Here is a 23163-nt window from a genome sequence, read left to right on the forward strand (position 1 = left end):
CGCTGTCCTGAACCCTCAGCCGGTTGCCCGCACCTTCTCCTCCGGTCCGGCCAGCTCGTCCTGGCCGGCCAGCTCCTCCGGGTCGGCCAGCTCGTCCGGGCCGGTCAGCTCGGCGGCGAGCAGCCGGCGCACCTGGGCCCGGTCCGGGTCCAGCGGCCCCACCCGCAGGTCCTCCGCGCCCAGGCCCTCGAAGGTGCGCGCGGTGACCAGCAGGCGGGACTCCACCGAGCCGACCATCCGGTTGTACTGCACGACGGTGGACTCCAGGGCGCGGCCTAGCTGAGAGATGTGCCCGGCCACGGTCCCTAGCCGGTCGTACAGGGTGCGGCCCAGCGCGAGCAGCTCCTTGGCCTGGGTGGTCACCTGCTCGGTGGACCAGACCGCCGCCACCGCCTTGAGCAGCGCCAGCAGCGAGGCCGGCGCGGTCGGTGCGACGCCCTGCCGCAGCGCGTGGTCGAGCAGGGCCGGGTCGGCCTCCAGCGCCCCGGCGAGCAGCCCCTCGGACGGCACGAACAGCACGACCAGCTCCGGCGAGCCGGGCAGGTGGTCGTGGTACCGCCGTCGGGCCAGGGCGTCGACGTGCCCGCGCAGGGCCTTGGCGTGCTGGGCGAGCAGCCGCTCCCGCCGCTCGGCCGCCCCGGTGGCCCGCGCGCCGAGCGCGGCCGCCTCCAGGTAGGCATCCATCGGCACCTTGGCGTCCACGGCCAGGTACTTGCCGCCGGGCAGGTGCACGACGACGTCCGGCCGGCCGCCGCTGCCCACGGCGCGCTGCTCGGTGAAGTCGACGTGCCGCAGCATCCCGGCCGCCTCGAGCACCCGGCGCAGCTCCACCTCGCCCCACTGGCCCCGGGCGGAGGTGGACCGCAGCGCCGACTCCAGCTGCGCCGTCGTGCGCTGGAGCTCGGCGTCGGTGCGCCGGGCGTGGTGGAGCTGCTCGGTGAGGACGGTGAACTGCTCCGTGCGCTCCCGCTCGAGCAGCGCCACGTGCTCACCGACCTGGTGCAGCGCGGACTGGACCGGCGCCAGGGCGCGCAGCACGTCGTGGTCCCGGCGGGCCCGGTCCTGCAGCCCGGCCACCTCCTCCGTCAGCCGCTCGGCCCGCGCCCGGGCCGCGGCCGCCTCGGCGCCCGCCCGGGACACCGCGTCCTGCGCCGTCGCCCGCGCGGCAGCGGCCCGCGCCGTCGCCGCGGCGAACCCGACCACCCCGCCGAGGACCAGCGCCAGCAGCGCCACCAACCACCCCGTCTCAGCCATGCCCCCACCGTGCCAGGGCCCACCGACATCGCCGCGGACCGGCGCGGCCCCGGCACGTAGACTCCCCCCACGTGGCTCTCACCATCGGCATCGCCGGCCTGCCCAACGTCGGCAAGTCCACCCTGTTCAACGCGCTGACCCGCGCCACCGTGCTGGCCGCGAACTACCCCTTCGCCACGATCGAGCCGAACATCGGCGTCGTCCCGCTGCCCGACGAGCGCCTGACCACCCTGGCGGAGATGTTCGGCTCGGCCCGGATCGTCCCGGCCACCGTCTCCTTCGTCGACATCGCCGGCATCGTCAAGGGCGCCTCCGAGGGGGAGGGGCTGGGCAACCAGTTCCTGGCCAACATCCGCGAGGCGGATGCCATCTGCCAGGTCACCCGCGCCTTCAACGACCCCGACGTCGTGCACGTCACCGGCGAGGTCGACCCGCGCGCGGACATCGAGACCGTCTCCACCGAGCTCGCGCTGGCCGACATCCAGACCCTGGAGAAGGCGCTGCCGCGGCTGGAGAAGGAGGTCCGCGGCAAGAAGACCCCCGCCGAGGTGCTGGACACCGCCCGGGGGGCGCTCGCGCTGCTCGAGCGCGGGACGCTCCTCTCCGCCGGCGCCGCGCAGGCCGGCCTCGACCCGGACGTCCTCGCCACCTTCCAGCTGATGACCGCAAAGCCGTTCATCTACGTCTTCAACACCGACGACGCCGGCCTGGCCGACACCCAGATGCAGGCCGAGCTGCGCGCGCTGGTGGCCCCCGCGGAGGCGATCTTCCTCGACGCCAAGCTCGAGTCCGAGCTGGTCGAGCTCGAGCCGGACGAGGCGGCGGAGATGCTCGCCGCGACCGGGCAGAGCGAGTCGGGCCTGGACCAGCTCGCCCGGGTCGGCTTCCGCACCCTGGGGCTGCAGACCTTCCTCACCGCCGGGCCCAAGGAGGCTCGGGCGTGGACGATCCACCAGGGCTGGACCGCCCCGCAGGCGGCCGGGGTGATCCACACCGACTTCCAGCGCGGCTTCATCAAGGCCGAGGTGGTCTCCTTCGACGACCTCGTCGCGCTCGGCTCGATGCAGGAGGCCCGCGCGCACGGCAGGGTCCGCGTCGAGGGCAAGGACTACGTCATGCGCGACGGCGACGTGGTGGAGTTCAGGTTCAACGTTTGAGGCCGCGACGGACGGCGTCAAGGGTCGTCTCGGGTGAATCGTTGAAAGTGAGCGGCACACCCGGTGGACGGCCATGACCGTGTTGACGACCCGCTCGAAGATCAGGGTGTACTCGTGCGAGGTCCGCATCCCGGATCCGATCTCGACCACGTCGAAGTTGCGGTCCGCCAGGCACCCCCGCACCATCTCCTCGGCGGCGTCGACATCGTCGGGCACGAGGCACGTGATGACGTCAAGTCCTTCGCGCCTCAAGGCGGCTTCGGCCTTGGCGATGCGCGCTCGAAGTTTGTCCACGTCCTGACCTCGCCACGGCGAGAAGTCGATGACCGACGGGTCCATCCCGATCTGGAGAACGCGTGGCTTATCCATGCTGGCACGCTACTCCGCGGGCGGTCGGAGCTAGCCTGAGCAGGCCTCGGCTCCCTTCGTCCGCTGACAACCCGACCCCGGCCGTGGTCGATCTGTCGCGCGGCTTTGACGATCCGACAGGGAGGCAGGGTGTTTCCGTCCCGTGACCCGGCGGCGGTCGCAGCCGTGAATCTGCACGGAGAGTTCGCCACCGTTCTGACCGTCAGGGACGGGTCGTCCACGGCGTCGTCGTTTGGGGCACGCCTGCCTCAGCAACGTTGTAGCACGCGTGCGACAATCGGGACATGGGCATCATCGAGCCACAGATGGAGAGCCTGTCGCAGCGCGAACTGCGCAACGAGTCCGGTCGAGTGTTTCGTGCTGTCAGCGAGGGGCACTCGTTCGTCCTGACCAACGGTGGGGTGCCCGTGGGCAAGATCGTGCCGATGGATGCTCCCGCTCCTGGCCTGACCATCGCGCGCCCGGCGCGTCGTGAGGGGGGATGGAGTGCGCTCGCCATCGAGCGAAAGACCGGGGGGCAGAGTGTCGTCGGGATCGTCGACGATCTACGCGAGGACCGGGTGTGACCTCAACTCCGGTTATCTACGTCGACACGTCTGCACTCAGAGCTCTGCTGATTGACCAGCCTGAGAGTCCGGCGCTCATGGACTGGCTGGACCAGACGTCTGCAACCCTCGTCGCCAGCGATCTGTTTGAGACCGAGTTGCGCCGCGCAGCAGTCGGGGAAGGCCTCGACCAGTCCGACGCGGCTCGCGTCCTCGACGGTGTTGCGCTCGCGGCCCTCGACCGAGCTGTGTGCCTCAGTGCCGGGTTCTACCCCATGCCGCATCTGCACCTTGGACGCGCTGCACCTTCAGGCCGCCATGCGACTCGATGCCTCGGCCATCCTCACCTACGACCGTAGCCTCGGCGAGGCGGCAGAGTCTGCAGGAATTGATGTGGTCGCGCCCGGGGTGGCGATCCTGCCCTGAACCAGATGGCCCTATCCGCCGGAACGTGGTTGAGTTTCGCTTCAACGTCCGGATGGTCCGACCTCTGGTGATGGGAATGAGCGAAGTAGCGAACCTGCTCGGGCAACACCACTATGCCGTGCGCCTGGACTGGGGTCCTGCTGGCGCCCGAGCCACCGCGGCTGACGTCTCCGTTGTCGTGGATGTGCTGAGCTTCTCGACCTCGGTCTGCATCGCCGTCGAGCGAGGGATGCGGGTCTACCCCTACCCATGGGAGGGCGCACGAGCAGAGGCCTTCGCACGGGAGCACGACGCCGTCCTCGCTGTCGGCCGCCTCGAGGCGACCACGTCGCCCACGGTCCCCGCCCCTTCGCTGTCGCCCGCTTGTCTTCTCCAGTGTGCACCGGCCTCCCGCCTGGTCCTGCCCTCGCCCAATGGATCAACGATCGCGGCGGCGCTGGGCGAGTCCGGGTCCAGGGTGGCAGCCGGGTGCCTGCGCAACGCAGGTGCCGTAGCCGAGTGGCTAGCGGTACGGCTCGACCGCGGCGATTCCGTCTCGGTCATCGCGGCGGGCGAACGGTGGGACGACGACGACTCGTTGCGGCCCGCCCTCGAAGACCACCTCGGCGCCGGAGCCATTCTCGCTTCCCTGGCTCGTCGAGGGTACCGGCGGAGCATGAGCCCGGAGGCGTTGGCAGCCGTTGACCTATTCCAAGCGGTGCAGGGGAGCCTCGTCGAGCGCATGAGCGAGTGCGTCAGTGCGCGCGAGCTCGCCGGCAAGGACTTCCGGTCGGACGTCGAGGCAGCGGTTGCACTCAACGCGTCAAAAGCCGTGCCGGTGCTGATCGACGGATCCTTCGGCCCCGCTGGGCGTCACGGTGACGTCGCGACGCCGCACCGCAACGTCTGAGCTTGCGTTTAAACCTGTGAGGTCTGCTGGTCCTTGGCGTCGTTGAGGATGAGTGCGGTGGCCTTGGCGGCTACCTGGCGCATCTGGGCGACGATGTGGCGGAGCTGGCGGTCGTTGTCGATCCACTCCTGGTAGAGGCCCGCCTCGGTCGGGGTGAGCCGTCGGGTGACGGTCTTGCCGTCGACCTTGGCGGTCCACTGCCAGTAGGGCCCGTGCATCTGTGGCGGGTCGGCCCGGCAGCGGCAGCCCGGGGTGGCGCACCTGGTGTAGCGGCGGGTGATGCTGCCCGCGCTGATCAGGCCGAGGTCGGCGATGCGGGCGGCGAGCTCGCGGTAGCGGTCTTGGTGGGCAGCGAGCTCCTGGGCTGTCGATGAGTTCATCGTGGTTCCTCCGGCGTGTCGGACGAGGTCTCCATCCTCTGCCAGACAGTATGGCTACTGTCTGGCGAAGGAGGCAGCATGGTCCACGACGACAGATCGCTCAGCGTCCCGGGCGGGGCCGGGCTGGTCGGTTTCCGGGAGGGCTTCTACCAGGCCTGGACCGGCTGGGCGGACGCCGCCTTCGAGCTGACCGAGGCGGTGCTGTGCACGCCCGGCCCGGTGACCTCGGTGCCGGCGCTGTCCCTGGAGCCGGTGTTCCGCCGCTCGCACGGCAGCCTGTACAAGGCCCTGGCCCGGGGGCGGGTCGACGCCGGCGCGGTGCGTGACCTGCTCGCGGCCCACCGTCCCGGCGGCTGGCCGCTGGTCTTCGCGATGGACGCCACGACCTGGCCGCGGTGCGATGCCGAGACCAGCCCGGGGCGCGGGTTCTACTACTCCGCCTCCACCCACTCCGCCGGGCAGCCCATCGTGGCCGGCTGGTCCTACCAGCACCTGGTCCAGCTCAGCTGGGCCAAGGACTCCTGGACCGCGCCGGTGGACGTGGTCCGCCTGGACCCCACCGCCGATGCCACCACCGTCACCGCCGCCCAGGTCACCGGCCTGGTCGCCCGGCTGGGGGCCACCGAGCAGGTCCCGGTCGTGGCCTTCGACGCCGGCTACGACGCCCCCGGCCTGACCCACGCCCTGGCCGGGGTCCGCGCCGGGATCGTGGTCCGGATCCGGGACGACCGGGTGTTCTACGCCGACCCCGAGCCGGCCCCGGCCGGGCGGGCCGGGCGGCCCCGCCGGCACGGGGCCCGCCGCGCCCTGCGCGAGGTCGCCTCCTGGCCCACCCCCGACCACAGCATCACCGCCACCGACGACCGGTACGGCACCGTGCGGGTGGACGCCTGGCACGACCTGCACCCCAAGCTCGGCCGCCGCGGCCCCTGGAAGGACAGCGACGTCGTCCCGATCGTGCGCGGGACGATCATGCGGGTGGACGTCGAGCACCTGCCCAAGCCCACAAGCCGCACCAAGAAGGTCCTGTGGCTGTGGGTCACAGGCCCCCACGGCACCGACCTGGACGTCTGCTGGCGGGCCTACCTGCGCCGCTTCGACATCGAGCACACCTTCCGCTTCTACAAGAACACCCTGGGCTGGACCGCGCCCTCGCTGCGCACCCCCGAGCAGGCCGACCGGTGGACCTGGATCATCACCGCCGCCTACACCCAGCTCCGCCTGGCCCGCACCCTCGTCGAGGACTGCCGCCGCCCCTGGGAACGACCCCGACCACGCCCCAAGCTCTCCCCGGCCCGGGTCCGGCGAGGATTTCGCCAGCTCCAGCCCCACCTACCCCCCATGGCCAGGGCACCGAAATCCCGCACCCCCGGACCCGGACGACCCCCCGGCACCCGAACCGGCCCACGAACCCGACACCCAGCCATCAAGAAGGCCGCGTAGAGGTTAAAACGCAAGCTGAGGTGCGGAGGCTTCGCTACTGGTTCGCCGGGCGGCGGTTCCGCCGTCATCCGGCCGAGCTGGTCGAGCTGGAGCCGGACGCGGCGGCGGAGATGCTCGCCGCGACCGGGCAGTGCGAGTCGGGCCTGGACCAGCTAGCCCGGGTCGGCTTCCGCACCCTGGGGCTGCAGACCTTCCTCACCGCCGGGCCCAAGGAGGCCCGGGCGTGGACGATCCACCAGGGCTGGACCGCCCCGCAGGCGGCCGGGGTGATCCATACCGACTTCCAGCGTGGCTTCATCAAGGCCGAGGTGGTCTCCTTCGACGACCTCCTCGCGCTCGGTTCGATGCAGGAGGCCCGCGCGCACGGCAAGGTCCGCGTCGAGGGCAAGGACTACGTCATGCGCGACGGCGACGTGGTGGAGTTCAGGTTTAACGTCTAGCGTTAATGACGGTGCTCGTTATAGGCTGGTCTCGTGATCAGATCGTTCGGGAGCAAGGAGACCGAACGGCTGTGGCGTCGTGAACGGGTGCGCTCGATCGAGGGTCCAGCGTGTCGCGTTGCGCAAGCTTCGTCAGGCGGGATCCGCGGAGTCACTCGACGACCTCCGAGTCCCACCTGGGAAACCGGCTCGAAGCGCTCAAGGGCGACCGAGCCGGCCAGCACAGCATCAGGATCAACGACCAGTGGCGGATCTGCTCTGTGTGGACCGACGCAGGACCAGATGAGGTGGAAATCGTTGACTACCACTGACAAGATCGCTCCGATCCATCCCGGGGAGGTCCTGATGAAGGACTTCATCGAGGGCTTCGGCATCACGCAGAACAAGCTCGCAGTGTCGATCGGTGTGCCGCCCCGGCGGATCAACGAGATCGTGCTCGGCAAGCGAGGGATCACGGCGGACACCGCGCTGCGCCTCGCTCAGTACTTCGGCACCTCGGCTGAGTTCTGGATCAACCTGCAGAGTCGCTACGAGCTCGACCGCGCAGAGGACGCCGCGGGGGAGCAGATCGCGTCGATCACCCCGTTGACGGCCGCATGACCGTGACATGCGTGCTTGGATGCTGCGCCAGCCGTCTCCCGTTTTTCGGAGATTGGACACCGCATGGCGCTGCCTGATGCGGTGCCGCGTCTGCGCCACGGACCGGTCGTGCTCAGGGCCTTCGAGGAGCGAGATGCGGATCTCGTCATCTCGGCTGCTTCTGATGACTTGATCCCCTCGATCACCACAGTGCCCACAAGCGGGTCTCGACGCGACGCGGTGGAGTACATCGCGAGGCAGCACTCACGCCTTCGTTCAGGTGCCGGCTATTCCTTCGCCATCGCAAAATCTGAGACCGATGTGGCCGTCGGTCAGATCGGACTCTGGCTGCGTGATATCGACGAGGCTCGCGCGACCACTGGTTACTGGATCGGCCCCGGGCACCGACGGCGCGGCTACCTCACAGCTGCTCTACGAGCGTTGACGGACTGGGCGCTGGCATTGGACGAGGTCGAGCGACTTCAATTGTTCGTCGAGCCCTGGAACGAGGGGTCGTGGCGAGCTGCCGATAGATGCGGATATCAGCGAGAAGGGCTGTTGCGCGCGTGGCAGCAGGTGGGTCGGCAGCGAAAGGACATGTTCGTCTACAGCATTCTGTCCGGCACGCCTGTGCCAGGGGACTCGTGAGCTCGCTGGTCCGATCACCGTGATGGCTCTACGCGCCGGAACTCGGTCGAGTTCCGCTTCAACGTGTAGTCCCTGCGTCAGTACGACCTCAAACGTGGCCAACGTGGCCATGCTCGTGGTGCGAGAGCGGGCGGCTGGACCACCTGATGATATCGCGATATCCTCCGCATCGGAGGTGGTCGTCATGACGAACGTCCTCATCCGAGGGCTCAGTGACGCAGCGATCGAACGTATCGATGCAGAGGCGTCAGAGTTGGGTCTGTCACGCAATGAGTTCTTGCGCCGGAAGCTCGAAGGGGCGGCAGCTTTCGCGAACGCCGAAACCGCGCTGACGGCCGCGGACTGGGACCGCTCTGCTGCGGCGTTCGGCGACCTGGTGGACGACGATATGATGGACGCCGCGTGGCGGTGACAACCTGGCTAGTCGACAAGTCGGCGTACGCCCGGATGCAGTCAGGACAACCGCTCGGGTCTCCGAGCAAGTTGGACGGTAGGATCGCCGCGTGTGGGGCGACCCGCGTCCTGCAGGTGGCCCGGCCGGCCGGAATGCGCGGAGCGCGGATTAAATGTTGCTGCAGTTCCTGTTGGTGGTGCTAAGGATGGCCTAAGGATGGATCGATGCCTCAGTGGCTGAGTCTCCGCCATCTAACGGAGGCGGACGCAGGGGTCATGGCAGGAGTGCTGTCAGACGTCTCCCTATACCGCTTTACGGGCGGTGAACCTCCCAGTGAAGAAGAGCTTGTCCGGCGATACTCTTCCCAGGTCCGCGGGTTCTCCCCCGACGGCAGTGATGTGTGGATCAATTATATCGTGGTGCTCGATGCCGAGCCTATTGGCTATGTGCAGGCAGCCATCCCCGTCGGTGGAGATGTCGCAGAAGTTGCGTGGGTGATCGGGAGGCCCTGGCAAGGGAATGGCTATGCGCGCCGTGCCGCTCAGATTCTGGTCGAAGAGCTTGATCGCCGAGGCGTGCGCGTTGTAATGGCGCATATTCATCCGAACCATACGGCCTCACAGTGCATTGCCGAGGGTCTTGGTATGGCTCCGACTGGGGACATTGTCGACGGTGAGATGCGCTGGGTGGGTGACGTGCGGGCGCCGCGTTGAGGCTTGCCCAGACGGCGAAAGAAAGCACATCTGAGCGTGTCCGACCTGCAGCACGAGTAAGCCGCGCCGTCGTCCTGAGCCTGGTCGGTGCCTGAACGCGGTCCAATCTCGGCTCGAAGGTAAATGGAGTATGCTCGTTGATATGCTGCTGGGTATACTCAGCCTGGATCCGCCGAGGGGGTGGCGCGTCGTAACGGCCGGATGCCCCTGTGACCAGCGATGATGGGACTTGCAAGGGTTCCATGACGCTGAGAAACAGGGGCACCGGTAGTGCGAGTCTCCCACAACTTCCAGACGATGTTCGACGACGAGAACCTGGTCGCGGACGCGGGGTTGGTGCCGGTGATGGAGCTGGCCGAGTCGGCCGGGCTGCACGACCTGGTTCAGGAGCACGTGGCTGTGCCGGGCACGGCGGGGGCGAACGCGGCGGTGAAGGTCCCGGCCCTGGTGGCCGGGATGGTGGCCGGGGCGGACACCATCGAGGGCCTGGGCCTGCTGCGTCACGGCGGGATGGGCAAGGCCTTCACGGGCCCGCGGGCCCCGACGACGCTGGGCACGCACCTGCGGGCCTACACCCACGGGCACGTGCGCCAGCTCGACGCGGTGGCCTCCCGCCTGCTGGCGGCCCTGGCCCGCCGGGTCCCGGCCCTGCTGTCCGGGGCGCAGGAGGTGGCCTACCTGGACGTGGACGACACGATCCGGCGGACCTACGGCTACGCCAAGCAGGGCGCCGGGTACGGGTACTCGAAGGTGAAGGGCCTGAACGCGATCCTCGCCACCGTGTCGGCGCCGACGGCGGCGCCGGTGGTCGCCGGGATCCGGCTGCGCAAGGGAGCGGTGGCCTCGGCGCACGGGGCCGGGCGGTTCGTCGCCGAGGCCCTGGCCACCACCCGGCGGGCGGGGGTGAGCGGGCAGGTCACGGTGCGCGCGGACAGCGCCTACTACAACCACGACGTCGTCGCTGCTGTCCGGCGGGGCGGGGCCCGGTTCTCCATCACCGCCCGGATGGACCAGGCCGTCACCGCGGCGATCAGCCGGATCCCGGAGGAGGCGTGGGTGCCGATCGAGTACCCCCACGCCATCTACGACGAAGAAGAGCAGCGGTGGGTCTCCGACGCCGAGACCACCTACACCGCCTTCACCTCGAGGCGGAAGGACGAGCGCGTCGACGCCCGGCTCATCGTCCGCCGGGTCAAGCGCCTCAACCCCAGCACCGGTGACGGGGAGCAGGGTGGGTTGTTCACCGCCTACCGCCACCACGCCGTCTTCACCGACTCCCGTCAACCCATGCTGGAGGCGGAGGCCGCCCACCGCGACCACGCGATCGTCGAGCAGGTCATCGCCGACCTGAAGAACGGGCCGCTGGCGCACTGCCCGTCGGGGGTGTTCACGGCCAACAGCGCCTGGGCGGTGCTGACCGCGATGGCGTTCAACCTCACCCGGGCCGCCGGGGTGCTGGCCTCGAGGTTCCACGCCAGGGCCCGCCCGGCCACCATCCGGGCCCAGCTGATCAAGGTCCCGGCCCGGATCGCCAACCGCGCCCGGACCTGGGGCCTGCACCTGCCCCACGGCTGGCTCTGGGAGGACGCCTGGAACAGGCTCAACGCCGCCGTCCGCGGCCGCCCCCGTCCCGCCCCGGCCTGACGGCCGGATCCCTGTCCCGACGAGAAGGAACCCAGGTGGAAAGGCCGGGCAGACCGGCAGGTCCCGCACGCCCTTCACCCAAATGCCGGGCCCGCTTCCCCTCGAAAACCGCCGAGAGCCCGCCAGGGAACAGCGTCGGCGCTTCCAGGCTCAGGCCATGGCGACGACGATCAAGGTGAGCGTCGAACTGTGCGATCGGATCAACCGTGCCGCACAGGAGCGACGTCTCGCTGCGGCAGGTCTGATCGAGCGACTGCTCGATGCGCATGAGCGGCGTCAGCGCATGGAGGGGTTCGGGCGTGCGTTCAGGGGCGCAGACGCGGCGTACTGGGATGAGTTCCGGTCATGGGACGTGACGCTCGACGACGGCCTACCCGGTGAGTGAGCTCGTCGCGGAGACGTCGTCTGGGCGGACCTTGGTCCAGCTCGCGGACGTGAGCCGCCTCGTTGCTGGCCGGCGCATGTGGTCGCGAGCGATCTGTAGCTTGAGCAGGCGGACCCGCTCGCGATCGTCCTCCCCGCGACGACGGCCGGTCGTGTGGCTCAACCACGTACTCCTGCGTGGTCCGCGGCTCAGCCCGCCGAAGCCGACGTTCGCGATGACAGAACAACCGCGCACCGTTGGTCCGGGACCGCTTCATCGGCCACATCGGAACGGTCGACGCCGCAACGATGCGCGACGTGGACGGCTGGTTGCGGGACGTCCTCGCATTGCCCTGAAGCATGCGAGGACGGTCAGCGTCGGAAGCGGAACGGGATCGGGATGCCGCCGCAGCAGCACACTCCCTGCACGTCGGAGCTCGCGAGCATGATCGCCGCTTGGTAGCAGGCGACGAAGCGGACCACGGTCGGCACGACACTCCGGGCGAGGCCCCGATTGACGAGGACATGGCGCACGGCGGCGGAGCACGACTGGCCGCCGTGCGCGACGAGGTGCGCGCACGTCCACCGCTTCCGGGAGGACAGGTGCTCCTGGTACAGGCGGATCAGTGCGTCCGCAGAGCGGGTGACGGGGCCCATCAGGTCACGCTAGCGGCGGCTCCGCTCATCGGCGCGACGACGCGCAGGGCGTGCGCCGCCGTCGCCGGTGCGCGAAGCCGATACGCAGTTCGCCACGACACGGGACCTCAACGGCACGGTCCGCCCGACCTACCTGCCGCCGGCACCGCGGCAGCGGAGAGTCGGCGGGGTCCCGATGAACATGCGGACGATCGGCATGGAAGGAGCGGAGGCCGAGGGCCAGCTGCAGAGCAATCTCGACGACCCCGAGCTCATGCAGGCCCTCGTCGACGCCTACGCCTAGCTCAAGCCGGACCGGGACCCGTCGAGACGCCCATCCGTATGTGCGCGTGCAGCAGCTGGAGAACGGCGACGTCGTGGGCGAGCCCGAGCAGGTCGAACTTCGTGTCGGGGCGGCCGCGTCCTCACCTCTGGAGCTCGACGGGGTCCGTCACGAGCAGTCCCAGGTGCTCGGCGACGTCCTTCATCGTGGAGTCGTGCGTCGCTACCGTGACCGGCTCGCCGATCAGAAGCGCGGTCGCCAGGTGCAGGGCGTCGAGGGTCCTGACATGCCGTTCGATGGATTCGGCGATCGTGTGGGTCTCACGTCCGATCTCCAGCAGGCCGACGCGGTCGAGGAGCGGCGTTGCGTCCACGAGCGGCCGGCCGTCGCGCCGCAGGACGCGGATCACCTCCGTACGAAGGAGGCGGGAGGAGACGAAGGTCGTGCCCGCCGCCTGCATCCAGGACTGCAGACGTTCGCGTTCGGGGACGTCCAGGATCGTGCGGAGCGCCACCGAGGAGTCGAGATAGACGAGGTCTGCCACCACGGATCAGTGGTCCCCGCGCATCTCGTCGAGCAGCGCGTCGGCCTGGGTCCCGGTGTACGGCGGGCCGCCCGGGCGGCTGGGCCACGGCGCGGGCTCCGAGGCGGGCGGCGTGTACCGTCCCTCGCGCTCCAGCCGCACCAGCGCCGTATCCAGGTCCCGGACCGCGCTGACCCGCCAGCGCGGCTTCCCCCGCTCGGTCACGACGACGTCGTCCGTGTCGGTGACCTGGTCGAGCACCGCCGCGGTGCGCTGGTTGAGCTCGCGCTTGGTGACCGTCAGCATGGCTCCGATCGTACTACCTCTGTCAGACATTCCGTTGCTCGCCTCACTGGGGTTCAGATGAGGTCGACCGTGGCCGCCGGGACGACGCAGCGTGGTCTGTCCCGCTGTCGGTCCCGTGCCGGATCATGTTCAGGTGCGGGTGCGGTCACCCGTCCAGCAGAATGGGGACCTGCCACATCCGTGGAGCCCTCTCCACGGCGGCACGAGGAGGTGAGGTCCATGACGAGGGACCTGGAGCTTCGGCTCGTCGGCGCATCGGTGCCCGACGGCGAGATCGTGGTCAAGGACCTCGCCGCGCTCACTCTCGCCCTTCAAGAGCTCTCCACCCGAATCGGCAGGGATATCGTCAACACCCCCGGTCCGGGTCGCACCAAGCAGTTCATGGAGGAGTTCGTGCAGCTCCGCCTCTGCGCCCTGGAGCCGGGCAGCACCGTCCTCAAGTTCAGCAGAGGACCGATCGGCAAGCTCGATGTCGACCTGCCCCAGCAGAAAGCAGCCGATGACCGGTTTTGGGAGATCGTCGAGGCCATCCGAGAGGATCGGCGTCCGGATTGGGTCACCGATCGTGTTGCCGAGAGTGCCGCCAGGTTGGTGAGCGCCCTGCGCGAGACGGCTCCTCGTGCGACCCTGAGGGACTCTACCCACGCCGCAGTCCAGATCGACTCGAGCCGCATCCGTGTGGAGACCTGGACATCCAAGCGCGTGCAGACCGGCACCCAGATGGAAGCCCGCGGTCGCCTGGAGAAGATCGACCTTCACTCTCACGAGTTCCGAGTACGCGACGACATCGGCCAGGCCGTGGACCTCAAGCACGTCAAAGACGACAAGGATGCGGCGAAGCTTGTCGGTCGATGGGTGATCGCAACCGGTAGGGGTATCCGGGCCTCCGATCGGATCGTTGCTCTTGACAACGCCTCCATTTCGCCGGTCGATGATCCCGCCCTGGACTTTGAGAACCACGAGGTCCTCACGATCGACGAGATCCTTGCCTCGACCCCAGGCCCAGATCCGGCCGGCGGGATCGAGCTGACAGACGACGAGTTCGTCGCCTTCCTTGAGGCGGCTCGTGGGTGAGCGGGGTGTCCGGCTGCAAGCCACCGTGGTGGACACCGACGTGTTCAGCCACGTCTACGTCTGGGTCAGCTCAACCGACCGACGAGTGCCAGGTTGGCGCAAGCTTCTCACCGGCACGCGTGTGGTGATCTCCTTCCAGACCCGCACCGAGCTCCTCGCCGGTGCGCTCGCCAACAGCTGGGGCAGGCGCCGCTTGTCCGAGCTGCGCGCCGTCCTCGACCGGACGCCAACGATCCGAGCAGACGACGAGGTCATCGACGCCCACGCGACGCTTTTCGCCGAGTGCCGCCGCCGTGGGCATGCACTGCAGGACAAGCAGCACACCGCCGACCGGTGGATTGCAGCGTCCGCAATCGCCAAAGGGATCGCCCTGCTGGCCGGCGACGGTATCTACCAGGACGCACCCGGCCTGACCGTCCTCACCTGACCGGCTCCCCTGCCGCTGACCCGCCAGAGCCAGCGAGGTAGTCCGCAAATCTCTTGCCGCGTGAGTACTGGCCCTGGACCCTGGTGATCGTGCCGGATCCCACCAGCCTCCTCGCGGCCTACGACGAGCAGCTGCGTACCGACGCCGAGACCCCGAGCGCGGTCTCGGTCATCCGGTGGGGCCCGCTGCGCCTGGTGACCTTCCCGGGCGGACGGGGCTTCGTCACCTACCGGGACCTGGGCGGGGCCGACGCCGGCAGGCTCCGCCGGCTCGTCCCGCAGGTGCTCGCCCAGTACCGGGCGGACCCCGAGATCGACCGGGTGGAGTGGAAGACCCGTGGTCACGACCACGCGCCTGGCCTGCACGAGGCGCTGCTGGCCAACGGGTTCGTGCCGGGGGAGCCGGAGTCGATCATGATCGGCGAGGCGCGGGCGCTCGCCGTCGACGTCGCCCTGCCCGCGGGGGTGACGCTCCGCCGGGTCACCGCGGAGGCCGACGTCCGGGCGATGAGCGCGATGCAGGATGAGGTCTTCGGCGAGCCGGTCTCCGAGGAGATGGCCCAGGCGCTCCTGCGACGCCTCGCGCGGGCGGACGGGATGGAGCTGTGGGTCGCCGAGGCGGCGGGCCGGGTGGTCAGCGCCGGGCGGCTGGAGCCGGTGGAGGGCACCGACTTCGCGGGCATCTGGGGCGGTGCCACCCGGCCGGAGTGGCGCGGCCGCGGCATCTACCGGGCGCTGACCGCAGCCCGGGCCCGGTCTGCCCTGCGCCTGGGCAAGACGCTCATCACCAGCGACTCGACCGAGTACTCCCGCCCGACCCTCCAGCGCTCGGGCCTCGTCCGGGTCTCGACGACGACGCCGTACCTCTGGCGCCGGTAGCGCCGCGCCTGCCGGCGCGGACGAGAAGCGCGGTGCTGGCCGCGCGGCGCTGGTGGGCCGCCTCGCACCCGCCCGGTCCGTACCCTTGGCAGCATGAGGCCCGCTGATCCCCGCTCCACCGCCGACGGCGACACCACCGGCGACCGCGCCGACGGCGCCGCCAGTGCCGCAGCCCAGCAGGACTGGACCTGGGTGCTCGAGCGCCGGTGCCCCGACTGCGGCCTGGACGCCGGCACCGTGCCGGCCGACGAGCTCGGCAACCGCGTGCGGGAGGTGCTGCCGCGGTGGGCCCCCGTGCTCCAGCGCCCCGACGTCGCCCACCGCCCCGCTGCTGAGACATGGTCCGCGCTGGAGTACGCCTGCCACGTGCGGGACATGTTCCGCGTGATCGTCGGCCGGCTGCAGATGGTGCTCGCGGAGGAGGACCCCGTCTTCCCGAACTGGGACCAGGACGCCGCCGCAGCTGCGGGCCGCTACGCCGAGGCGGACCCGGAGCAGGTCACCACCGAGCTGACCCAGGCCGGCCTGGCGCTGGCGGCCGCCCTCGACGGGGTCGGCCCGGACGAGCGGGACCGGCCCGGCCGGCGCTCGGACGGTGCCGCGTTCACCGCCACCACCCTCGGCCAGTACGCCCTGCACGAGCTCGTCCACCACACCTGGGACGTACGGGGATGACCCGCGAGCCGGCCGGGACGACCCGCGCTGCGGCCGGGACGAACCCCACGGCCACGGCAACGACCCGCGCACCGTCCGGCACGACCCGCGCGGCGCTCGCCCAGCTCGCCGCCGGCCCGGACAAGGCCGCCAACCTCACCGCGGCCGCCGCGCTGGTGGCCGAGGCGGGCGCGGCCGGCGCCCGGCTGGTCGTGCTGCCCGAGTACGCGATGGCCCACCTGGAGCGGCCCGACGCCGCCGGGCTGGCCGCCGTCGCCGAGCCCCTCGACGGGCAGTTCGTCACTGCCCTGGCGGACCTCGCCCGCGCGCACCGCCTGACCCTCCTGGCCGGGATGGTCGAGGACCTCGCCGACGGCGGCCGGCCGGCCAACACCGTCGTCGCCGTCGGGCCGGACGGGGCGCTGCTCGGCGCCTACCGGAAGGTCCACCTCTACGACGCCTTCGGCGACCGGGAGTCCGACCGGCTCCGCGCCGGCCCGCCCGAGCCTCTCGTCCTGGCCGTGGACGGCCTCCGGGTGGGCGTGCTGACCTGCTACGACCTGCGGTTCCCGGAGATGGCCCGCCTCCTCCTCGACGCCGGCGCCGAGGTCCTCGCCGTCCCGGCGGCCTGGGTGGCCGGGCCGGGGAAGGCCGACCACTGGCTCACCCTGGCCAAGGCCCGGGCGATCGAGAACACCGCCTACGTGCTCGGCTGCGGGATGACCGGGCCGCGGTGCACCGGCCGCAGCGTGGTGGTGGACCCGGCCGGGGCGATCCTAGCCGACGCCGGGGAGGACCCGGGCGTCGTCGTGGCGGACCTGGACCCCGCGGTCCTGGCGGAGGTGCGCGCCGCCAACCCGAGCCTGCGCAACCGCAGGTTCACCGTCCGCCCACGCTGATCCCGGTGCCCGGTGCCCGGTGCCCGGTGCCCGCTGTGCGACGCCAGACGCCAGACCAGACGCGGCCGTCCCGACGCCCGGCGGCCGGCGCCCGGGTGCCGCGCCGTCCATCTCCGGGCGAGGGCCAACTCCCGCTCCGGACGCATCCTGGACCGGAATTCCTGGGCGGAAGGCTCAGCCTGCCGTCACGATCTCGTAACGATCCGTCCATCGGTTTCTTGCTTCCGCTGAGCGCGTCCTAAGGTTTCGGCAACCCGCGCCACACATGGGCGGCACGCCGGACCTCGGCCCTGCCGTCCCCGGGGCGGAAAGAGCAGGACTGCTCACCCACCAGGAGGAACATTGAAGACCAGGCGTATGGCTGGTGCGGCCGCGTCGATCCTCGCCGGATCGCTCGTGCTCGCCGCGTGCTCGAACGGGGGAGGTGGCGGCGGCGACGAGGCCGGTGCCACCGGCGAGGGCGAGGAGACGACCGGGGCAAGCACCGGCGTCGTGCTCGCCAACGGCAACGAGCCGCAGAACCCGCTCGTCCCGACCAACACCAACGAGGTGGGTGGCGGGAAGATCCTCGACCTCATCTTCGCCGGCCTCGTCTCCTACGACGCCGACGGCGCCATGCACAACGAGGTCGCCGAGTCCATCGAGACCGAGGACAGCCAGAACTACACGATCACCCTCAAGGACGGCTGGACCTTCTCCGACGGCTCGCCGGTCACGGCCAACAGCTTCGTCGACGCCTGGAACCAGGGTGCGCTGCTGAGCAACGGCCACCTCTCCAGCTACTTCTTCGAGCCGATCGAGGGCTTCTCCCTCGAGGAGGACTCCGAGCTCACCGGCCTGGAGGTGGTCGACGACCTCACCTTCACCGTCAAGCTGAAGCAGCCCGAGGCCGACTTCCCGATGCGGCTGGGCTACTCCGCGTTCTACCCGCTGCCGGAGTCGGCGTTCGAGGACCTGGAGGCCTTCGGGGAGAACCCGATCGGGAACGGCCCCTACAAGCTAGCCGGTGAGGGAGCCTGGGAGCACAACACGGGCATCGAGCTCGTCCCGAACGAGGAGTACGCCGGCGACCGCACGGCCCAGAACGGCGGCGTGAACATCAAGTTCTACGAGACGCAGGACGCCGCGTACAACGACCTGCTCGCCGGCAACCTGGACGTGCTCGACGCCGTCCCGGACTCGGCGTTCGGGACCTTCGAGGACGAGCTGGGCGAGCGCGCGGTCAACCAGCCCTCCGGGGTCTTCCAGTCCTTCACCATCCCCGAGTACCTCCCGCACTTCTCGGGGGAGGAGGGCAACCTGCGCCGCCAGGCCCTGTCCCACGCGATCAACCGCGAGGAGATCACGGAGACGATCTTCCAGGGCACCCGGACCCCCGCCCAGGACTTCACCTCCCCGGCTATCGAGGGCTGGGACCCGGAGAGCATCGAGGGCTCCGAGGTGCTCGAGTACGACCCGGACAAGGCCAAGGACCTGTGGGCCCAGGCGGACGCCATCGCGCCCTGGGAGGGCACGTTCACCATCGCCTACAACACCGACGGCGGGCACCAGGCGTGGGTCGACGCCACGGTCAACTCCATCCGGAACGTGCTCGGCATCGAGGCGGAGGGCAACCCCTACGCCATCTTCGCCGACCTGCGCGAGGACGTCACGGCCAACACCATGACCGGCGCCTTCCGCACCGGCTGGCAGCCGGACTACCCCGCCCTGGGCAACTACCTCGGCCCGCTCTATGGGACCGGTGCCGGGTCCAACGACGGGGAGTACTCCAACCCGGAGTTCGACGCGGCGATCGACAAGGCCGCGGCCGCGGCCACCCCGGAGGAGGCCAACGAGCTGTACAACCAGGCGCAGGCCATCCTGTTCCAGGACCTGCCGGCCATCCCGCTGTGGTACTCCAACACCACCGGCGGCTCCGCCGACACGGTGGACAACGTGACCTTCGCGGGCTGGAACGGCGTGCCGCTCTACTACGAGATCACCAAGTCGGAGTGACCTCCGAGGCACGTCGCTGACGGCGACCGACCACCGCTGACGGACCGGGGGCGGGACCATCAGGTCCCGCCCCCGGTCTGGTGGCGCGGCCGGCGTCGGCGGCTCCGGCCCCTGGCCTCACCGCCGGCGGCGGCTCCCGGGCCCCGACCCGCAGCGTCGGCGCCGGCCTCCGATCCGCGGCCTCCCGGCCCCGCCGCCCAAACCCCCGGCCGCCCGATCCCCGGCCGCCCGGCCCCGGCGTCCACCCGGACCCCCACCTCCGCGCGGCGTCCCCCGCGGCGTCGGCGTCAGCCCCGCCGTCGGTGGGAGATAATTCACCGACAGCAGGGTCCGGATTCATCGCGGCCCGTGTACGGCGTATCGTGCGTCCCGCGCCGGGCTCCCGGACCGGGACCGCCAGCACCCCCGACAGGACGAGGAGACGACCTGATGCTCTGGTACATCGGGCGCAGGATCCTGCAGGTGATCCCCGTGTTCCTCGGGGCCACCCTGCTCATCTACTTCATGGTCTTCGCCCTCCCCGGCGACCCGGTCGCCGCCCTCGGCGGGGACCGCGGGCTCCCGGAGGCCGTGCAGGAGCAGATCCGCGAGCGGTACAACCTCAACGAGCCCTTCCTCGTGCAGTACCTGCTCTACCTCCAGGGCATCTTCACCTTCGACTTCGGCATCACCTTCTCCGGCCGGGAGGTCATCGACGTCATCCAGGAGGCGCTGCCGGTCACCTTCAAGCTCGCCATCATGGCCCTGATCTTCGAGGGCGTCCTGGGCGTCGGCGCGGGCCTCCTCGCCGGGCTGCGCCGGGGCGGCATCTTCGACGCCACGGCCCTGGTGACCTCCCTCCTCGTCATCGCCGTGCCGACCTTCGTCATCGGCTTCGTCCTGCAGTTCGTCGTCGGCGTCCAGCTCGGCTGGCTACCGACGACCGTGGGCGGGGACACGACGATCCGCAGCCTCCTCATGCCGGCGATCGTGCTCGGCGCGGTGTCCTTCGCGTACGTGCTGCGGCTGACCCGCACCTCGGTCGCGGAGAACCTCACCGCCGACTACGTCCGGACCGCCACCGCCAAGGGCCTGCCCCGCGGCCGGGTGATCAGCGTGCACGTGCTGCGCAACTCCCTCATCCCGGTGGTGACCTTCCTCGGCGCCGACCTCGGCGCCCTGATGGGCGGGGCCATCGTCACCGAGGGCATCTTCAACATCAACGGCGTCGGCGGCACGCTGTACCGGGCGATCCTGCAGGGGGAGTCCGCCACCGTCGTCTCGCTGACCACCGTGCTCGTCCTCATCTACATCTTCGCCAACCTCCTGGTCGACCTGCTCTACGCGGCCCTGGACCCGAGGATCCGTTATGCCTGACATCACCCACAGCGGGCCGGGCGCTGCGCCCGAGCCGGTGACCGCACGGCGGCACCAGGAGCACTTCTTCGCCGAGCTCGACGAGACCGGCCTGGGCGCCGTCGACGCAGTGAAGGACACCGGCGCCCCGTCGAGCCTGTGGAGCGAGGCGTGGCAGAAGCTGCGCCGGCGTCCCATCTTCTGGATCTCGGCGGTCCTCATCGTCCTGGTCTGCGCCGTCGCCGCCGTGCCCCAGCTGTTCACCTCTCAGGACCCCCGGTTCTGCGAGCTGGGCAACTCCCTCGCGCTGCCGCAGGAGGGGCACCCGTTCGGGTTCGACCGGCAGGGCTGCGACATCTACGCGCGCACCGTCTACGGCGCCCGGGCGTCGGTGAGCGTGGGCGTGCTGACCACGATCGCCGTCGTCATCATCGGCACCGCGGTGGGCGCGATCGCCGGGTACTTCGGCGGCTGGTTCGACACCCTGCTGTCCCGGCTGACCGACATCTTCTTCGCCATCCCGCTGGTGCTGGCCGCCATCGTCGTCATGCAGGTCTTCAGCGACCGGCGCTCCACCACCACCGTCGTCGCCGTGCTCGCCGTCTTCGGCTGGACCCAGATCGCCCGGATCACCCGCGGGGCGGTGATGGGCGTGAAGAACAACGACTACGTCACCGCCGCGAAGTCCCTCGGGGTGGGCCGCGTCGCCGCCCTCCTCCGGCACATCCTGCCCAACGCGGCGGCGCCGATCATCGTCTACGCCACCGTGGCGCTGGGCACCTTCATCGTCGCCGAGGCCACCCTGAGCTTCCTCGGGATCGGCCTGCCGCCGTCGATCACGTCCTGGGGCGGGGACATCTCCAAGGCGCAGGCCTCGCTGCGGTCCAACGCCGCCGTCCTGTTCTACCCCGCCGGCGCCCTCGCCCTGACGGTGCTGGCCTTCATCATGATGGGCGACGCCGTCCGGGACGCCCTCGACCCGAAGGTGCGTGACCGATGAGCGCCACCGAGCTGACCGAGGTGACGGCGATCCCGGACACCGTCGACCCCACCGTGCCGCTGCTGGAGATCCGCGACCTGGAGGTCGCTTTCCGCTCCTCCACCGGGCTGGTGCCGGCCGTCCGCGGCGCCAACATCACCGTCTACCCCGGCCAGGCCGTGGCCATCGTGGGGGAGTCGGGCTCCGGGAAGTCCACGACGGCGCACGCGATCATCGACCTGCTGCCCGGCACCGGGCGGATCACCGGCGGGTCGATCAAGTTCGCCGGCAAGGAGCTGACCAAGGCCTCCCGCAAGGAGGTCGAGCACCTCCGCGGCCGGGAGATCGGCCTGGTGCCGCAGGACCCGATGACCAACCTCAACCCGGTGTGGAAGATCGGGTTCCAGGTCAAGGAAGCCCTGGAGGCCAACGGCGTCGCCAAGGGGGCCGCCGCCAAGGCCAAGGTGCCCGAGGTGCTCGCCCAGGCCGGGCTGCCCGACGCCGAGCGCCGCGCCAGGCAGTACCCGCACGAGTTCTCCGGCGGCATGCGCCAGCGCGCGCTGATCGGGATCGGGCTGGCCGGGGAGCCGAAGCTGCTGATCGCCGACGAGCTCACCTCGGCCCTGGACGTCACCGTGCAGAAGACGATCCTGGACCACCTCGAGCGGCTCACCCAGGAGCGGCACGTCGCCGTCCTGTTCATCACCCACGACCTGGGCCTGGCCGCCGAGCGGGCCGAGCACCTGGTGGTCATGCACCGCGGGCGGGTGGTGGAGGCCGGGCCGTCCCGGCAGATCCTCGCCGACCCGCAGCACCCCTACACCCAGCGGCTGGTGTCCTCCGCGCCGTCGCTGGCGTCCCGGCGCATCCAGAGCGCCAAGGAGCGCGGGGTGGAGAGCGCGGAACTCCTCGCCAAGGACGAGGAGACCGTCCAGGCCGCCCCGGACATCGTCGAGGTGCAGAACCTGACGAAGGTGTTCCACCTGCGCGGGGCCCGCCCCGGCTCCGGCGGGGAGTTCAAGGCCGTCGACGACGTCTCCTTCGCCATCCCCCGGGGCAGCACGACCGCGCTCGTGGGGGAGTCCGGCTCGGGCAAGTCCACCGTCGCCAACATCATGCTCAACCTCCTCGAGCCCACCGAGGGCCGGGTCATCTTCGAGGGCACCGAGGTCGGGTCCCTCGGCCGGCGCGAGCTCTTCGACTTCCGCCGCCAGGTCCAGCCGGTCTTCCAGAACCCGTACGGCTCGCTGGACCCGATGTACTCCATCTTCCGGACCATCGAGGAGCCGCTGCGGGTGCACGGGGTGGGCGACAAGAAGGCCCGGGCGGCGCGGGTCGCCGAGCTCCTCGAGCTGGTGGCCCTGCCCACCTCCACCATGCGGCGCTACCCCAACGAACTCTCCGGCGGGCAGCGCCAGCGGGTGGCGGTGGCCCGGGCGCTGGCCCTGCAGCCCAAGCTCGTGGTGTGCGACGAGGCCGTCTCCGCCCTCGACGTCCTCGTCCAGGCCCAGGTGCTCACCCTGCTCAACGACCTGCAGGCCGAGCTGGGCCTGACCTACCTGTTCATCACCCACGACCTGGCGGTCGTCCGGCAGATCGCCGACCAGGTGGCCGTGATGGAGAAGGGCCGGATCGTGGAGATGGCCAGCACCGACGAGGTCTTCGAGAACCCGCGCCAGCAGTACACCCGGGACCTGCTCGCCGCGATCCCGGGCTCCAGCCTGCAGCTCTGAGGCGGCCCGGGCGACGGCGCCCGGCCGCGCCGCCGTGCACGGCGCCGGTCCGGCTCCGGCCGGCGCCGCCGCGCCGGGTTGAGCATCAGCGCGCCGTCGCATTCCCAGACCCGGGCCGGCTGGTTACCGACACGCGCAAAACGCGCGGACGCCGTCGGAAACATTCCGGTCATCTGCACCGGGTAACCTGCGGGAAA

General features: G+C 70.5%; 26 protein-coding genes and 2 pseudogenes. 23 read left to right on the forward strand and 5 right to left on the reverse strand.

Annotated elements, in window-relative coordinates:
- Positions 1-15: 15 nt before the first annotated feature.
- Positions 16-1254 (reverse strand): DNA recombination protein RmuC, encoded by a 1239-nt coding sequence (locus MF406_RS05150; RefSeq protein WP_242896905.1) that lies wholly within the window; start codon positions 1252-1254, stop codon positions 16-18.
- Positions 1255-1325: 71 nt separating this feature from the next.
- On the opposite strand from MF406_RS05150, the gene ychF reads away from it, so the two are divergent.
- The 5 genes from ychF (at position 1326) to MF406_RS05170 (ending at position 4640) form a co-directional block, all read left to right on the forward strand.
- Positions 1326-2411: a redox-regulated ATPase YchF gene (gene ychF, locus MF406_RS05155; protein WP_242896906.1), complete on the forward strand. Its 1086-nt coding sequence runs from the start codon at positions 1326-1328 to the stop codon at positions 2409-2411.
- A gap of 63 nt (positions 2412-2474) precedes the next feature.
- On the forward strand, positions 2475-2819 hold the full coding sequence (locus tag MF406_RS05160; protein ID WP_242896907.1) for a hypothetical protein: 345 nt from the start codon (positions 2475-2477) through the stop codon (positions 2817-2819).
- 245 nt (positions 2820-3064) lie between these two features.
- The gene (locus MF406_RS05165) at positions 3065-3346 is read left to right on the forward strand and encodes a type II toxin-antitoxin system Phd/YefM family antitoxin (protein ID WP_242896908.1); all 282 of its coding nucleotides are present in this window, start codon (positions 3065-3067) and stop codon (positions 3344-3346) included.
- Positions 3347-3616: 270 nt separating this feature from the next.
- Positions 3617-3751: a hypothetical protein gene (locus tag MF406_RS18695; RefSeq protein ID WP_256463937.1), complete on the forward strand. Its 135-nt coding sequence runs from the start codon at positions 3617-3619 to the stop codon at positions 3749-3751.
- Positions 3752-3776: 25 nt separating this feature from the next.
- Positions 3777-4640: a 2-phosphosulfolactate phosphatase gene (locus tag MF406_RS05170; protein ID WP_242896909.1), complete on the forward strand. Its 864-nt coding sequence runs from the start codon at positions 3777-3779 to the stop codon at positions 4638-4640.
- Positions 4641-4648: 8 nt separating this feature from the next.
- On the opposite strand, the gene MF406_RS05175 is transcribed toward MF406_RS05170, so the two are convergent.
- Positions 4649-5020, reverse strand: a complete 372-nt coding sequence (locus MF406_RS05175) for a DUF6788 family protein (protein ID WP_242893078.1) — start codon at positions 5018-5020, stop codon at positions 4649-4651.
- Positions 5021-5098: 78 nt separating this feature from the next.
- Between MF406_RS05175 and MF406_RS05180 the strand changes: the two genes are divergently transcribed.
- The 9 genes and pseudogenes from MF406_RS05180 to MF406_RS05220 all read left to right on the forward strand — a co-directional run bounded on the left by MF406_RS05180 (position 5099) and on the right by MF406_RS05220 (position 11266).
- Positions 5099-6463, forward strand: coding sequence for an NF041680 family putative transposase (locus MF406_RS05180; protein WP_242893081.1), 1365 nt, complete (start codon positions 5099-5101; stop codon positions 6461-6463).
- 71 nt (positions 6464-6534) lie between these two features.
- A pseudogene (locus MF406_RS05185) lies at positions 6535-6903 on the forward strand (DUF933 domain-containing protein); the annotation flags it as partial.
- 33 nt (positions 6904-6936) lie between these two features.
- Positions 6937-7214: pseudogene (locus MF406_RS05190) on the forward strand (type II toxin-antitoxin system RelE/ParE family toxin).
- Positions 7201-7503: a HigA family addiction module antitoxin gene (locus tag MF406_RS05195; protein ID WP_242896910.1), complete on the forward strand. Its 303-nt coding sequence runs from the start codon at positions 7201-7203 to the stop codon at positions 7501-7503. Before MF406_RS05190 ends, MF406_RS05195 begins: the two are co-directional and overlap by 14 nt.
- A 63-nt stretch (positions 7504-7566) precedes the next feature.
- Positions 7567-8130 (forward strand): GNAT family N-acetyltransferase, encoded by a 564-nt coding sequence (locus MF406_RS05200; protein WP_242896911.1) that lies wholly within the window; start codon positions 7567-7569, stop codon positions 8128-8130.
- Between the two features lie 184 nt (positions 8131-8314).
- The gene (locus MF406_RS05205; protein WP_242896912.1) at positions 8315-8542 is read left to right on the forward strand and encodes a hypothetical protein; all 228 of its coding nucleotides are present in this window, start codon (positions 8315-8317) and stop codon (positions 8540-8542) included.
- 206 nt (positions 8543-8748) lie between these two features.
- Complete coding sequence (locus MF406_RS05210) at positions 8749-9237, forward strand: GNAT family N-acetyltransferase (protein WP_256463938.1); 489 nt, start codon at positions 8749-8751, stop codon at positions 9235-9237.
- A gap of 297 nt (positions 9238-9534) precedes the next feature.
- Positions 9535-10881 carry an IS1380 family transposase gene (locus MF406_RS05215; protein WP_242897693.1) on the forward strand — a complete coding sequence of 449 codons (1347 nt, stop codon included), beginning with the start codon at positions 9535-9537 and terminating at the stop codon, positions 10879-10881.
- A 157-nt stretch (positions 10882-11038) separates the two neighbouring features.
- Complete coding sequence (locus MF406_RS05220) at positions 11039-11266, forward strand: hypothetical protein (RefSeq protein ID WP_242896914.1); 228 nt, start codon at positions 11039-11041, stop codon at positions 11264-11266.
- Between the two features lie 350 nt (positions 11267-11616).
- Here the strand turns inward: MF406_RS05220 and yidD are convergent, their stop codons facing one another.
- The 3 genes from yidD to MF406_RS05235 all read right to left on the reverse strand — a co-directional run bounded on the left by yidD (position 11617) and on the right by MF406_RS05235 (position 12992).
- On the reverse strand, positions 11617-11901 hold the full coding sequence (yidD, locus tag MF406_RS05225) for a membrane protein insertion efficiency factor YidD (protein WP_242896915.1): 285 nt from the start codon (positions 11899-11901) through the stop codon (positions 11617-11619).
- Between the two features lie 404 nt (positions 11902-12305).
- On the reverse strand, positions 12306-12707 hold the full coding sequence (locus tag MF406_RS05230) for a type II toxin-antitoxin system VapC family toxin (protein WP_242896916.1): 402 nt from the start codon (positions 12705-12707) through the stop codon (positions 12306-12308).
- A 6-nt stretch (positions 12708-12713) separates the two neighbouring features.
- The gene (locus MF406_RS05235; protein WP_242896917.1) at positions 12714-12992 is read right to left on the reverse strand and encodes a type II toxin-antitoxin system prevent-host-death family antitoxin; all 279 of its coding nucleotides are present in this window, start codon (positions 12990-12992) and stop codon (positions 12714-12716) included.
- A gap of 219 nt (positions 12993-13211) precedes the next feature.
- Between MF406_RS05235 and MF406_RS05240 the strand changes: the two genes are divergently transcribed.
- From MF406_RS05240 to MF406_RS05280, 9 genes are all read left to right on the forward strand, one after another.
- Complete coding sequence (locus tag MF406_RS05240) at positions 13212-14066, forward strand: hypothetical protein (RefSeq protein WP_242896918.1); 855 nt, start codon at positions 13212-13214, stop codon at positions 14064-14066.
- 28 nt (positions 14067-14094) lie between these two features.
- Positions 14095-14493, forward strand: a complete 399-nt coding sequence (locus tag MF406_RS05245) for a PIN domain-containing protein (protein ID WP_242896919.1) — start codon at positions 14095-14097, stop codon at positions 14491-14493.
- Positions 14494-14582: 89 nt separating this feature from the next.
- A complete protein-coding gene (locus MF406_RS05250; RefSeq protein ID WP_242896920.1) occupies positions 14583-15371 on the forward strand; it encodes a GNAT family N-acetyltransferase in 789 nt (262 codons plus the stop codon).
- A gap of 93 nt (positions 15372-15464) precedes the next feature.
- On the forward strand, positions 15465-16046 hold the full coding sequence (locus tag MF406_RS05255; RefSeq protein WP_242896921.1) for a DinB family protein: 582 nt from the start codon (positions 15465-15467) through the stop codon (positions 16044-16046).
- Entirely contained in the window at positions 16043-16924 is an 882-nt protein-coding gene (locus tag MF406_RS05260) for a carbon-nitrogen hydrolase family protein (RefSeq protein WP_242896922.1), read from the forward strand. Before MF406_RS05255 ends, MF406_RS05260 begins: the two co-directional genes overlap by 4 nt.
- 342 nt (positions 16925-17266) lie before the next feature.
- On the forward strand, positions 17267-18919 hold the full coding sequence (locus MF406_RS05265) for an ABC transporter substrate-binding protein (protein ID WP_242896923.1): 1653 nt from the start codon (positions 17267-17269) through the stop codon (positions 18917-18919).
- 429 nt (positions 18920-19348) lie between these two features.
- Positions 19349-20275 carry an ABC transporter permease gene (locus MF406_RS05270; RefSeq protein ID WP_242896924.1) on the forward strand — a complete coding sequence of 309 codons (927 nt, stop codon included), beginning with the start codon at positions 19349-19351 and terminating at the stop codon, positions 20273-20275.
- Positions 20268-21254 carry an ABC transporter permease gene (locus tag MF406_RS05275; protein ID WP_242896925.1) on the forward strand — a complete coding sequence of 329 codons (987 nt, stop codon included), beginning with the start codon at positions 20268-20270 and terminating at the stop codon, positions 21252-21254. The genes MF406_RS05270 and MF406_RS05275 overlap by 8 nt, the downstream gene beginning before the upstream one ends.
- Entirely contained in the window at positions 21251-22966 is a 1716-nt protein-coding gene (locus MF406_RS05280) for an ABC transporter ATP-binding protein (protein WP_242896926.1), read from the forward strand. The genes MF406_RS05275 and MF406_RS05280 overlap by 4 nt, the downstream gene beginning before the upstream one ends.
- The last annotated feature ends 197 nt before the right edge of the window (positions 22967-23163 follow it).

The sequence above is a fragment of the Georgenia sp. TF02-10 genome (genome assembly GCF_022759505.1).
Lineage (GTDB): Bacteria > Actinomycetota > Actinomycetes > Actinomycetales > Actinomycetaceae > TF02-10.

Bases quoted from the DNA above. Each gene is read 5' to 3' on its own strand.
- MF406_RS05150 (WP_242896905.1), bottom strand. From the start codon at position 1,254: ATGGCTGAGACGGGGTGGTTGGTGGCGCTGCTGGCGCTGGTCCTCGGC.
- MF406_RS05165 (WP_242896908.1), top strand. From the start codon at position 3,065: ATGGGCATCATCGAGCCACAGATGGAGAGCCTGTCGCAGCGCGAACTG.
- MF406_RS05175 (WP_242893078.1), bottom strand. From the start codon at position 5,020: ATGAACTCATCGACAGCCCAGGAGCTCGCTGCCCACCAAGACCGCTAC.
- MF406_RS05180 (WP_242893081.1), top strand. From the start codon at position 5,099: ATGGTCCACGACGACAGATCGCTCAGCGTCCCGGGCGGGGCCGGGCTG.
- MF406_RS05200 (WP_242896911.1), top strand. From the start codon at position 7,567: ATGGCGCTGCCTGATGCGGTGCCGCGTCTGCGCCACGGACCGGTCGTG.
- MF406_RS05205 (WP_242896912.1), top strand. From the start codon at position 8,315: ATGACGAACGTCCTCATCCGAGGGCTCAGTGACGCAGCGATCGAACGT.
- MF406_RS05210 (WP_256463938.1), top strand. From the start codon at position 8,749: ATGCCTCAGTGGCTGAGTCTCCGCCATCTAACGGAGGCGGACGCAGGG.
- MF406_RS05215 (WP_242897693.1), top strand. From the start codon at position 9,535: ATGTTCGACGACGAGAACCTGGTCGCGGACGCGGGGTTGGTGCCGGTG.
- MF406_RS05220 (WP_242896914.1), top strand. From the start codon at position 11,039: ATGGCGACGACGATCAAGGTGAGCGTCGAACTGTGCGATCGGATCAAC.
- yidD (WP_242896915.1), bottom strand. From the start codon at position 11,901: ATGGGCCCCGTCACCCGCTCTGCGGACGCACTGATCCGCCTGTACCAG.
- MF406_RS05235 (WP_242896917.1), bottom strand. From the start codon at position 12,992: ATGCTGACGGTCACCAAGCGCGAGCTCAACCAGCGCACCGCGGCGGTG.
- MF406_RS05240 (WP_242896918.1), top strand. From the start codon at position 13,212: ATGACGAGGGACCTGGAGCTTCGGCTCGTCGGCGCATCGGTGCCCGAC.
- MF406_RS05255 (WP_242896921.1), top strand. From the start codon at position 15,465: ATGAGGCCCGCTGATCCCCGCTCCACCGCCGACGGCGACACCACCGGC.
- MF406_RS05260 (WP_242896922.1), top strand. From the start codon at position 16,043: ATGACCCGCGAGCCGGCCGGGACGACCCGCGCTGCGGCCGGGACGAAC.
- MF406_RS05270 (WP_242896924.1), top strand. From the start codon at position 19,349: ATGCTCTGGTACATCGGGCGCAGGATCCTGCAGGTGATCCCCGTGTTC.
- MF406_RS05275 (WP_242896925.1), top strand. From the start codon at position 20,268: ATGCCTGACATCACCCACAGCGGGCCGGGCGCTGCGCCCGAGCCGGTG.
- MF406_RS05280 (WP_242896926.1), top strand. From the start codon at position 21,251: ATGAGCGCCACCGAGCTGACCGAGGTGACGGCGATCCCGGACACCGTC.